Origin of the sequence: Pseudoalteromonas sp. SG43-3 (assembly GCF_014164385.1) — a bacterium.
Classification (GTDB): domain Bacteria; phylum Pseudomonadota; class Gammaproteobacteria; order Enterobacterales; family Alteromonadaceae; genus Pseudoalteromonas; species Pseudoalteromonas distincta.
Genome location: NZ_JACJFC010000001.1, coordinates 261160 through 273515, shown reverse-complemented (window position 1 = coordinate 273515; position 12356 = coordinate 261160). Strand labels below are relative to the sequence as shown.

The window sequence follows — 12356 nt, the reverse complement described above, 5'->3', positions numbered from 1 at the left end:
TTTTCTTTTAATTCTTGTAAATGAGCTCTAGTTTTCGCGTGTATGGCTAAACGTTACTTCTGGGTAACGCTCGACCGATAAGTTAAGGTTTACACGGCTCGGCGCAATGTAAGTTAAGTTATCACCGCCATCGAGTGCTAAATTGCTTTCGCATTTACGTTTAAATTCTTCAAACTTTTTAACGTCATCACTGCTTACCCAGCGTGCCGTATTCACGTTTACGCCTTCATAAATAGCATCAACGTTATATTCTGCTTTTAAACGCGCTACAACCACATCAAACTGAAGTACGCCTACCGCGCCTACTATTAAGTCGTTATTAATAAGTGGTCTAAATACCTGTACAGCACCTTCTTCAGAAAGCTGTACTAAACCTTTTAACAATTGCTTTTGCTTAAGCGGATCGCGAAGGCGAATACGACGAAATAGTTCAGGGGCGAAGTTAGGAATACCACTAAATTTAAGTTTTTCGCCTTGCGTGAACGTATCACCAATTTGAATTGTACCGTGGTTATGCAAGCCAATAATGTCGCCAGCGAAAGCATCTGCGGCACGTTCACGATCGCCCGCCATAAAGGTTACCGCATCAGAAATGCTCACTTGCTTGCCAATTCGCACGTGATTCATTTTCATGCCTTGGCTGTACTTACCCGATACAATACGCATAAATGCAATACGGTCACGGTGTTTAGGGTCCATGTTGGCCTGAATCTTAAATACAAACCCGGTAAAGTTTTCTTCAGTTGCAACAATTAGTCTATCTTCGGTTTCACGTGGTAATGGCGTTGGCGCCCACTTAGTTAAACCATCTAACACGTGATCAACACCAAAGTTACCAAGTGCGGTACCGTAATAAACTGGCGAAAGCTCACCGGCTAAAAACAGATCTAAATCAAATTCGTTGGACGCACCAATAACAAGCTCAAGCTCATCGCGTAACTGCGCAGCTAAGTCTTCACCAATGGCAATATCTAACTCTGGATTATCAAGGCCTTTAATTGTGCGAACATCTTGAATTTTATGACCTTGGCCCGTTTTATATAAAACAGCTTCATCATTATGAATGTGATAAACACCTTTGAATTCTTTACCACAACCAATTGGCCAAGTAATGGGTGCACAGGCAATATTTAGCTCTGTTTCAACTTCGTCCAGCACTTCCATTGGGTCGCGAATATCACGGTCACATTTGTTCATAAACGTAACAATAGGTGTGGTACGCAGGCGTGTAACTTCCATTAGCTTACGGGTACGGTCTTCTACACCTTTAGCCGCATCAATAACCATTAAGCACGAATCTACTGCTGTTAATGTACGGTACGTATCTTCAGAGAAATCTTCGTGTCCTGGCGTATCAAGTAAATTAACAAGTGCGTCGTTATATGGAAATTGCATTACAGACGTAGTAACTGATATACCACGCTCTTTTTCCATTTCCATCCAGTCAGATTTAGCATGCTGGTTAGAGCCGCGACCTTTTACAGTACCAGCTCTTTGAATAGCTTGTCCGAATAACAATACTTTTTCGGTAATCGTTGTTTTACCAGCATCCGGGTGAGAGATGATAGCAAAGGTCCTTCGCTTGCTGATTTCATTGATAATAGTCTGGTCTGCCATTGATAAATTCTTTTAGTTTATATGCGGGGTTGAATGCATTTTAATAAGCGTCTGCGAGTAAACCCGTTATGTTGATCGTAATTAACTACTATTCTCGCTGATTTTCACGTTGCAAACAGCTGATAATAAAGCGTCAATAGTTGATTTTTTAATAATGGCAATTGTAACAGGAGTCGGTATAAAAGTGTGCTATCTACTTAAAAATATCTTAGCTTTAAAATAAATGTGTACAGCAAGCGATATTTAAACGACCTACAATTTGCTCGTAGATCGTTTAAATAAAAATGAGTAGTTACTTAACAACATCAATAGTAGGTACAACCGACATTCCAACACGTAGTTGACTAAGTAAAGGCTGCTTAACATCTAAACTAATCTTTACCGGTAGGCGCTGCGCTATTTTAGTAAAGTTGCCTGTTGCATTATGCGCACCAATAGTGGAGTAACTTACACCACTTGCTGGACTTAGACTGTCAACGTGTCCTTTTAATGTCACGCTTGGCAATGCATCAACTTTAATTAGTAACTTTAAAAGATGTAAAACTATGTAAGTTTTTTAAACAGCGAATTAATATTATATCCATGTAACTTGTTAAATTTAAATAACTTAAACATAAAAAAAAGAGCTAAAGATCATGCAACTAATGATTGTAATTTAGCCACCAAGACCGCTATAAGCTTGTGTAATCAGGTCGTAACGCATATTATTGGCAGATTGCATGGAGGATAAGTCGTTTGGTCATGAAAACCAGTAAGTTAAGTATAAGATTATTATGGTATATAACACCTCTTGTTATTCTACCACTGCTATTTTTAGGTGGCTTTACGCTCACCAATGTCACTAATTCAACACAAAAACAAGCTGATTTAATAATGAGCCGTTTTGTTGAGCAACAACAGCAAAAAATATTCAACTATATCGACTCTTTTCACTCTACTGCAAAACTACTTTCAAATTCGCCAGTACTTAGTGACTTTTTAGCAAACGATATTAGTGCCAACGGTAATTACACCCGAAAACTTGGCGCGCTTATGGATGTATTTGCCAGTTACAGCGAAGCTTATCCAGATATAATTAGCATTAATTTAGTTTCAGCAAGTGGGAAAAGTGATGCCTACTACTCTAATAACCTAACAACAGCGCCTAAAAGCTATCCATTTTTTAATCGAGTATTGCAAAGTAATTTAAGTACACAGCAATTTATGATTCAAAAGGACGATGGCACCACGAGCTTATATTTCATTCAACGAATTGACAGCGTTGATTACTACTTGAAACGTCCACAGCAGCTTGGTTTTATTGTAATACATATAGAGCCTTCAATACTCAACTCCAGTATTTTAGAAGCGCCATATAACAACACACTTAATTTAATGTTGACCAAAGACGGGAAAATTTTATTTAGCTCCGACTACAACATGCGCGGCCAATACATAAGCGAATATGAACTTAACCAAGTACATGATCTTGCCGATATAGGCATGCTTTCTACCATTGAACTCTCAAGCATAGATAAAATAGAGCGAATGATTTTTGCCGTACAAATGCCCGGTGGATATTATTACGTTTCAACCATTCCCAAAGGTGTGCTTTATCAATCTGGTAAAGCCATAAGCTTAATAACAGGCTTAATTGTTATTATTTCGATAATCACCCTGCCAATATTAATTTTTATAGTGGTACGTAATTTATTACTTAATCCAATTGAATTACTAGGTGCTGCAAGCCACCGTGTTGGTGATGGCGATTTGTCGGTGCACTTACCAGCTCATACAAATGACGAAGTGGGTGTTTTGTTTAACGACTTTAACCACATGGTTAATCAAATTAGACACTACCAGCAGCAGCTTGAAGAATATAAACACCACCTTGAAGATAAAGTAGAAAGTCGTACTAAAGCACTTGAAGCCATGAACAGCCAACTAGAGCTTGCAATTGGCCAAGCCGAGCAAGCTAATCAGCTTAAAAGTCGTTTTTTAGCTAATATGAGTCACGAAATACGAACGCCACTTACGGCTATTATGGGCTTTACAGAGCAATTACTCCACAACGACAAAGTAGCCAACGACAAACAACATCTAAGCACTATTTTACGTAATTCAAAACACTTACTAGAGTTAATAAATAACATACTCGACTTATCTAAAATTGAAGCTGAAAAGCTAGCTGTCGATTTGTCTGCGTTAAACGTAGTACAGCTTGTGCATGACATTGAATCGATTATTCAACCACTGGCACAAGAAAAACAATTAACCCTTAATATTGATTACCAACTGCCGCTACCTCGCACCATTTATAGTGATGTGACCCGCTTAAAACAAATACTTATAAATATTGCAAATAACGCTGTTAAATTTACCGAAAATGGCAGTGTGTCTATTTGCGTGCATTATTTACAAGCAAGTCAAAAGCTAGAATTTGTAATTAAAGATACCGGCATTGGGATGTCTGAGCATCAAATAGAGCGTGTGTTTAAACCGTTTGAGCAAGCCGATGCCACAACCACACGTCGTTTTGGTGGTACAGGCCTTGGGTTGTGTATTTCTAAAAATTTAGCACTGTTACTTGGTGGCGATGTAACGCTTGAAAGTGAAGTTGGCGTTGGTAGCCGCTTTACAATTAGGGTGTCGTGTCAGTTATCTGATGATCAACCAATGCTTGAGTTTTTAACGCAAGAAAGCCAGTTAATACCAGAGAAAGACCCTCTCTTATCGTTTGCGACCAATAACTTTGAGGCTAATATTTTAGTCGCTGAGGATAACCCTGATAACCAACTATTAATTAAATTATTACTGCAAACTTGGGGCCTTGAACCCGATATTGCTAGTAATGGCGCACAAGCTGTAGAAATGGCACTCGTTAATGACTATCAGCTTATTATAATGGATATGCAAATGCCTGTAATGGGCGGATTAGAAGCGACTAAAATGCTTCGTCATGCAGCATACGATGGCCCCATTATTGCCCTTACTGCTAATGTAATGAACCACGATATAGGCACTTACCTAGAAGCTGGCTGCAACAAAGCACTCGCTAAACCCATTGATAAAGATGCTCTGGAAAATGTACTCGTAAGCTACCTACATCTTGAAAAGGATAATCAAAATAAGTGGGACAGCTTATTAAAAAGCGAAAAGTTTCAGCAAATTACTGATAACTATTTAGCCAACTTACCTACTTATTTAGAAGAAGTTAAAACTCTGCAACATTGTAATGACTGGGAAGCATTAAGAAGTATAGCGCACAGTATTAAAGGTAGTTCTGGATGCTTTAATTTTGATGAGATTTACCACAGCGCTGCGGCACTTGAAGAAAATTTAAAAAGTAACAATAAAGTGCCAAGAGACGAGCTAGTAAATAAATTAATAGCAGCCATTAAGCAAGCAATTAGTGGCAAAGTAACCTAAAAGAAAACTTACAAAATAGTACAAGTTCGGTGCGTTAGTGCTCTATGCTTAAAACGCTAACCACCGACTTTAATTATGAAAAGTTTAAACCTAATGCCATGCCCATTAAAATAGCGTCTTCAAAGCCATTTTTGGCCGGATTATCACTTGGATAGTAGTTTTTACGCACTGACATCTCTGTAAAGCCAGCGTTCTCGTATAGCGCAATAGCCCGCGTATTAGATTCGCGTACTTCTAAAAAGAGGTTTTCAGCATTTTGCTGTTCACCATATTCAATAAACTGGGCTAACAACTGCCTTGCAATACCCTTACCCTGGTGGCTTGGTGTTACACAAATATCCATAAGCGTAAAATCAGGCCCTGCTTTTTCACCAATATAAAAACCAATCATGCTCACCTCATCAAATGCGGCAACATTAAAATAGCGCCCGCCTATACATGAACTCATTGTATTTAAAGTCCACGGATGGCTATGACATGCTGTTTCGATGGTCATTAATTGAGGTATTGCAGTTTCATCTACTGATTTAAAGTTTATCAAGGTGTTCACTCATTAAAGCCCATAAAGCACGCTTCTCAGAGGCGTTGAGCTGTGGGGTTGGCAATGTAAGCTGATTGTCGTTTAATTGCATCTCACTACCCTGTACAACGCTATTTATAATAATAGCCCCTGCACTGAGCTTAATGTCTGCAAATAGTTGCTCATTTATCGTTAAAGAACTAGCTGTCGTGCTTTGCGATAAAGTATCTGCTTGGTCATTTGTTTGAGAACAATAATGCTGATTGAGTTCAAGATTTTCTATATCAAAAATAGCTGCGTAACGTGGATGCATAACAACTCAGTAGATTAGACATTTGAACAATATAAGAAGTAATAAAAACGATGTAAAGAAGAAATGGCAGGGGCGGAGAGATTCGAACTCCCAACCATCGGTTTTGGAGACCGCTGTTCTACCAATTGGAACTACGCCCCTGCAATGACGACGAATTATAGAGAAGTTTCGCCAAAGGTAAAGAGAAAAATCACTCTTTTAGTTCAACTGCTTTTTAAATAAACAAAACGGCGAATTAGCATGCTAATTCGCCGTTTTTTAATCACTTTAAATTAGTTAATTAAAACTAAAATTAATTATTCCCATTCGATAGTTGCAGGTGGTTTACCTGAAATATCGTAAACAACACGAGAAATACCATCAATTTCGTTAATGATACGGTTTGAAACCACACCTAAAAACTCATATGGTAAATGTGACCAGCGTGCTGTCATAAAGTCGATTGTTTCTACACAACGAAGTGATACAACCCAATCGTACTTACGTGCATCGCCCATAACCCCTACCGATTTAACTGGTAAGAATACAGTAAACGCTTGGCTTACTTTATGGTAAAGCTCAGCTTTGTGTAGCTCTTCGATGAAAATCGCATCTGCGCGGCGTAGTAAATCACAGTACTCTTTTTTGATTTCGCCAAGTACACGTACACCTAAGCCTGGTCCAGGGAAAGGATGACGGTAAAGCATGTCGTACGGTAAACCAAGTTCTAGACCAATTTTACGCACTTCATCTTTGAATAATTCACGCAATGGCTCAACAAGGCCCATTTTCATGTCATCTGGTAATCCGCCCACATTGTGGTGAGATTTAATAACATGCGCTTTACCTGTGGCAGATGCCGCAGATTCAATAACGTCAGGATAAATTGTACCTTGCGCTAACCATTTCGCATTTTTAAGCTTTTTGGCTTGCTCATCAAATACATTAATAAACGTGTGACCAATGGCTTTACGTTTATCTTCTGGGTCTGACTTACCAGCTAAATCATTTAAAAACTGCTCTTCAGCTTCAACTTTAACAATGTTTAAGCCAAATTTATTACCAAACATGTCCATAACTTGCTGACCTTCGTTTAAACGAAGTAAACCATTATCAACAAATACACATGTTAGCTTTGCGCCAATTGCACGGTGAATAAGCATAGCCACAACTGATGAATCAACACCACCAGATAGACCTAAAATGACTTCGTCATCACCTACAGTTTCTTTAATACGCTCAATAGCATCATCAATGATTTTTGCAGGAGTCCATAATTTTTCACAGCCACAAATATCAATAGCGAAACGCTCAAGCAAACGTAACCCTTGATGAGTATGCGTTACTTCTGGGTGAAATTGCACGCCGTAAAAACGCTTTTCTTCGTTAGACATTGCAGCATGTGGACAAGTAGATGTTTTAGCTGTTGTTGTAAAATCAGCTGGAATGTCCATTACTTTATCGCCATGACTCATCCATACGTCAAGTATGCCGTTGCCGCCATCAGTAATATGGTCTTCAATTGCATCAAATAATGCACAGCTGCCTACTTTTTCAACTTGTGCGTAGCCAAACTCTTTTTTATCAGAGCTGTGTACACTTCCACCAAGTTGAGCTGCCATTGTTTGCATACCGTAGCAAATACCTAGCACAGGCACGCCTGCATTAAATACATACTCAGGAGCGCGCGGGCTGTTTTCAAGTGTTGTTGATTCTGGACCACCAGAAAGAATAATACCTTGTGGGTTGAACTCGCGGATTTGCTCTTCAGTCACATCCCATGCCCAAAGTTCACAGTAAACACCAATTTCACGCACACGACGGGCGATTAATTGAGTGTATTGTGAACCAAAGTCTAAAATGAGAATTCGTGAATCGTGAATATCTTTGCTCATGGAGTATCTCGTAAAGTCTGATGCTAAATGCCGTTTGTTAATGTAAACGACTAAAAAGAGGGCTTGCAAAGCAAGCCCAGTATATTAAATTAATTACGCTGCTTAACCTAAGCGGTAATTTGGTGCTTCTTTAGTGATTTGCACATCATGAACATGCGACTCACCCATACCTGCTGAAGTAACACGTACAAATTGTGGTTTTGTATTTAGCTCTTCAATTGTTGCACAACCCGTTAAGCCCATAGCACTACGTAAGCCACCTACTTGCTGATGAATAATCGTTGCAATAGGACCTTTGTAAGCTACGCGACCTTCAATACCTTCAGGTACTAACTTGTCTGCTTCGTTTGATTTTTGGAAGTAACGATCTGATGAACCTTCTTTTTGATCCATCGCGCCCAATGAGCCCATACCACGGTAAGATTTGTAATAACGGCCTTGGTACAATTCAACTTCACCTGGTGCTTCTTCTGTACCAGCAAGAAGAGAACCCACCATTACACACGATGCACCAGCAACAAGTGCTTTAACAATATCACCAGAAAAACGAATGCCACCATCAGCAATAACAGGAATGTCGCGACCTTTTAAGCCTTCAACAGCATCTGAAATAGCGGTAATTTGTGGAACGCCACAACCGGTAACAATACGTGTAGTACAGATAGAACCAGGGCCGATACCTACTTTAACTGCATCCGCTCCGGCATCAGCTAGTGCAATCGCACCTTCAGCCGTTGCAATGTTACCTGCAATAATTTGTAAGTCTGGGTACTCTTTGCGAGTTTTAGTAACACGGTCAATAACGCCTTGAGAGTGACCATGCGATGTATCGATAAGTAAAACATCAATACCCGCTTCTACTAATGCAGCAATACGCTCATCAGTACCTGCGCCAACACTTACAGCAGCACCTACACGTAAACGACCTTGGTCATCTTTACATGCGTCAGGTTTGTCTTGGGCTTTTTGGTAATCTTTTACTGTGATCATGCCTTTGAGTTTAAATTCATCATCAACAACAAGGATTTTTTCAATGCGGTGTTCGTGCATTAAGCCTAAAATTTCTTCGCGTGCTGCGCCCTCTTTAACGGTAACAAGCTTTTCTTTTTTGGTCATAACGGTAGAAACAGGCTGTTCAAGCTTAGTTTCAAAACGCATATCACGACTTGTAACAATGCCTACAAGCACATTATTGCTGTCGGTAACCGGAAAACCTGAAAAACCTTTTTCGTGCGAAAGCTCAATTGCATCTGCAATTGTTAAATCGGCAGTGACCGTTACAGGGTATGAAACAATACCTGCTTCGTAGGTTTTAACTTTACGTACGTTTTTCGCTTGTTCTTCAATAGTCATGTTTTTATGAATAAAACCAAGACCACCTTCTTGCGCAAGGGCAATAGCTAAACGAGCTTCTGTAACAGTATCCATAGATGCTGAAATAAGCGGCAAGTTAAGTTTGATACCACGCGTTAAGCGAGTTGAAATATTTGCCGTGTGTGGCAAAACAGTAGAATGACCAGGTACTAAAAGTACGTCATCAAAGGTAAGAGCTTCTTTAGCGATTCTAAGCATTTTGGCAACTTCTCACATGTGGATCTAAGATAAGGAATTGCGGCCAAATTTTAACAGCGTTGTTGGCATGAGTAAATAATATTTCGCAAATATTTATGATAAAGTAGTGCAATAAATAGTTTTAGGTTGTTTTTTATGTTTTCGAAGCCTTCGCAGGCGGTTTACACCGTTTCACGCCTTAATAGAGAAATTCGCACAATTCTTGAGCAAGGTTTTGCATCTTTAGTGCTCACGGGCGAAATTTCTAACTTTATTACCCCTGCATCTGGACATTGGTACTTTTCGTTAAAAGACGATAAAGCACAAATTAAAGCTGCTATGTGGCGTGGGAATAATCGCAACCAAAGCTATCGCCCTGCAAATGGCGCGCAAGTTACAGTAAAAGCGCGTGTATCACTTTATGAACCTCGCGGTGACTACCAGCTTATTGTTGAGCATATGGAACCGGCCGGCGAAGGTCAGCTAAAACAAGAATTCGATGCACTTAAAATGCGTTTGGCCGCCGAAGGATTATTTAGCTCTGCGTATAAAAAACCACTTCCGCAAAACATTAATCGTATTGGTGTTATTACCTCAGCAACCGGCGCTGCTATAAAAGATATTTTAACGGTACTTAAACGCCGTGCGCCGCAGTTAGAAGTAATCATTTACCCTGCTATGGTACAAGGCAAAGAAGCACACCTACATTTAATTAATCAAATTGAATTAGCTAATGCTCGTGATGAAGTAGACGTACTTATTTTAGGACGAGGCGGCGGATCACTTGAAGATTTATGGTGCTTTAATCACGAACAGCTCGCACGGGCTATTTTTGAAAGTGAATTACCGATAGTAAGTGCAGTAGGCCATGAAATAGATACAACCATTAGCGATTACGTTGCTGATGTTCGTGCAGCAACTCCATCAGCCGCAGCTGAGCTTGTAAGCCCAAATACGCAAGAGTTACACAACAAAGTAACGCAATTGGTTAATCGTTTATCTAACGCGTTTAAGCACGACATTGCCGATAAACGCGCTCTAGCAACGCAGTTACAACACCGCCTTAATTTGTGTCATCCGCGTAGTCAGCTTAGTCAAAAATCACAACGTTTGGATGAGCTAAGCATTGCGCTGCAACAAGCTATGCGTAATCGTTTATATCAGCAAGAACGCACACTCAATAACTTAACGCCTCGTTTGATGCGCCAATCACCTGATAAAAAACTCGCTTCAGCAAGCCATCAACTCTCGCAATTACAAGCTAGGCTAAACCAAGCTATACAGCATCAGTTACAACAAGCGAATAATAGCTTAGCACTGCAAGCAAGCAGGTTAGACTCGGTAAGTCCGCTTAATGTTTTAGCGCGCGGTTATAGCATCACTAAAACACAGCAAGGAAAAGTAGTTAAATCTGTGGGGCAAATTAAAACAGGCGATGTTTTAGTTACAGAGTTAGTCGATGGCTCTATAGAATCACAAATTATTTAAAGCTCTGTACTTAGCAACATTTTAAGTTCGCTATCGCTCGATGTGGAGGTAGTGCTTTTAAATTGTTGCCAAAACTCTTGTTCCATCAACTTATCGTTTAGCTCTCGCCATTGAGCATTACCAAATGTGTCGTTATCAATGGGGGCGGCAAGTTCAAATTCACATACTGTTTTTTTACATTTTGCACTAACAACGTCAGGAATAATTGATAAATCAGCTGTTAATAAAAAATCTTGTAATACCATTTCAGTACGATAAGCCCATTCTTCGTCGCGCGTTTGATTTTCAAATTTATCACGTAAAATCTGCTCAAAATCTGAAGGGCCCCTCATTTTCTTTAAAACACTTTTGAGCGCCGCTTTCTGTTCGGCGAGTTGCTGCTTAAGCTGAGTTACTTGCTCTTCTAAAGGTAGTTCATCAAGCATTTGGGTTTCTGAATTGGTTGTAGGCGTGTCTTCAGCGGGCTCTATACTAGCGACTTGCTCAGGTACTGCAGAGTCTGCATTACTCAATACCTCATTACTTTGTTGTTCAGTATGAAGCTTTTTCTGTTTTTCATAACTTGGCTGCGACTTAACAGATTCCGGATAACTTGAAGCTGCATTAAAGTAGCTCCAAGTTAAACCTACACCCGCAATAAACCCAATCCCTAGAGCCAATAAACTATTCTTGTTCATGTTAATTCCTTTTAAGTTTTATTATTTTTAGTTACTTATAACATTGCACTCGTGTGCGATTCGTTTTCAGGCTCAGGATTTGCTAAAAAGTTTTGGTTCATACTTTGCGCCGGACACTCACAATCCGGTCGACCAATAATTTTAGCGGGTACGCCAACAGCGGTTGTGTGTGGTGGAACATTGCTAAGTACAACTGAGCCCGCACCAATTCGTGCGCCCTCACCTACTTCAATATTACCCAGTACTTTAGCACCCGCGCCAATTAATACGCCTGCTCTAATTTTAGGATGACGATCGCCCTGCTCATTGCCTGTACCGCCAAGCGTTACAGATTGCAAAATTGATACGTTATCTTCAATTACCGCTGTTTCACCAATAACAATACCGGTTGCGTGGTCAAACATAATGCCTTTACCCACTTTACATGCTGGGTGAATATCGACCCCAAACACTTCAGAATTACGGCTTTGAATAAAGCGCGCTAGCTCTTTGCGATTTTGTTGCCACAAACAATTAGCCAAACGGTGCGCCTGAATAGCATGAAAACCTTTTAGATTTAATATAACCGTAAGATAGGTTTCTGATGCAGGGTCGCGGTCTTTTACCGCTTTAATATCCTCAGCAACAAAAGATAGCATACGGTCACATTTTACAAATGCTTGGTCAAACAGCTCTCGGATAGTGAATGCAGATACCACCGCATCAGCCAACTTATTAGCAACAATAAAGCTCAATGCCGAACCTAAACAATCATGATTTAAAACACATGAATAAACATGACTTGCTAATAATGGTTCACGTTTTACTACATCGTTAGCTTCGTCGCGAAGCTGTTGCCAAATTGCATGACGCATAATACTGCACTGCCTTAAGTTGATATAAAATAGCCTTTTCCCAAGTCTAACGGA

10 protein-coding genes and 1 tRNA gene are annotated in these 12356 nt (G+C 39.9%); 2 read left to right on the top strand and 9 right to left on the bottom strand.

Features of this window, described 5'->3' with window-relative positions; genetic code table 11:
- Positions 1–27: 27 nt before the first annotated feature.
- The gene (gene prfC, locus H5157_RS01340; RefSeq protein WP_002958776.1) at positions 28–1617 is read right to left on the bottom strand and encodes a peptide chain release factor 3; all 1590 of its coding nucleotides are present in this window, start codon (positions 1615–1617) and stop codon (positions 28–30) included.
- Positions 1618–1909: 292 nt separating this feature from the next.
- Positions 1910–2113, bottom strand: coding sequence for a multidrug transporter (locus H5157_RS01335; RefSeq protein ID WP_310736815.1), 204 nt, complete (start codon positions 2111–2113; stop codon positions 1910–1912).
- A gap of 245 nt (positions 2114–2358) precedes the next feature.
- Here H5157_RS01335 and H5157_RS01330 point away from each other — a divergent pair, with 245 nt between their 5' ends.
- The gene (locus H5157_RS01330) at positions 2359–5025 is read left to right on the top strand and encodes an ATP-binding protein (protein ID WP_182723969.1); all 2667 of its coding nucleotides are present in this window, start codon (positions 2359–2361) and stop codon (positions 5023–5025) included.
- 73 nt (positions 5026–5098) lie between these two features.
- Here H5157_RS01330 and rimI read toward each other — a convergent pair whose 3' ends face one another.
- From rimI to guaB, 5 genes are all read right to left on the bottom strand, one after another.
- Positions 5099–5566: a ribosomal protein S18-alanine N-acetyltransferase gene (gene rimI / locus H5157_RS01325; protein WP_182694287.1), complete on the bottom strand. Its 468-nt coding sequence runs from the start codon at positions 5564–5566 to the stop codon at positions 5099–5101.
- Positions 5553–5858, bottom strand: coding sequence for a hypothetical protein (locus H5157_RS01320; protein WP_182694285.1), 306 nt, complete (start codon positions 5856–5858; stop codon positions 5553–5555). Before H5157_RS01320 ends, rimI begins: the two co-directional genes overlap by 14 nt.
- A gap of 64 nt (positions 5859–5922) precedes the next feature.
- Positions 5923–5999, bottom strand: a tRNA-Trp gene (locus tag H5157_RS01315).
- Positions 6000–6154: 155 nt separating this feature from the next.
- Positions 6155–7732 carry a glutamine-hydrolyzing GMP synthase gene (guaA, locus tag H5157_RS01310; RefSeq protein ID WP_002958782.1) on the bottom strand — a complete coding sequence of 526 codons (1578 nt, stop codon included), beginning with the start codon at positions 7730–7732 and terminating at the stop codon, positions 6155–6157.
- Positions 7733–7834: 102 nt separating this feature from the next.
- Positions 7835–9304, bottom strand: a complete 1470-nt coding sequence (guaB, locus tag H5157_RS01305; RefSeq protein WP_002958783.1) for an IMP dehydrogenase — start codon at positions 9302–9304, stop codon at positions 7835–7837.
- 135 nt (positions 9305–9439) lie between these two features.
- On the opposite strand from guaB, the gene xseA reads away from it, so the two are divergent.
- Complete coding sequence (gene xseA / locus H5157_RS01300; protein ID WP_182695719.1) at positions 9440–10771, top strand: exodeoxyribonuclease VII large subunit; 1332 nt, start codon at positions 9440–9442, stop codon at positions 10769–10771.
- Here the strand turns inward: xseA and H5157_RS01295 are convergent.
- Positions 10768–11448, bottom strand: coding sequence for a hypothetical protein (locus H5157_RS01295; RefSeq protein WP_182723968.1), 681 nt, complete (start codon positions 11446–11448; stop codon positions 10768–10770). The two genes, xseA and H5157_RS01295, sit on opposite strands and share 4 nt — an antisense overlap.
- Before the next feature lie 35 nt (positions 11449–11483).
- Positions 11484–12302 (bottom strand): serine O-acetyltransferase, encoded by an 819-nt coding sequence (gene cysE, locus H5157_RS01290; RefSeq protein WP_002958786.1) that lies wholly within the window; start codon positions 12300–12302, stop codon positions 11484–11486.
- Positions 12303–12356 lie beyond the last annotated feature (54 nt).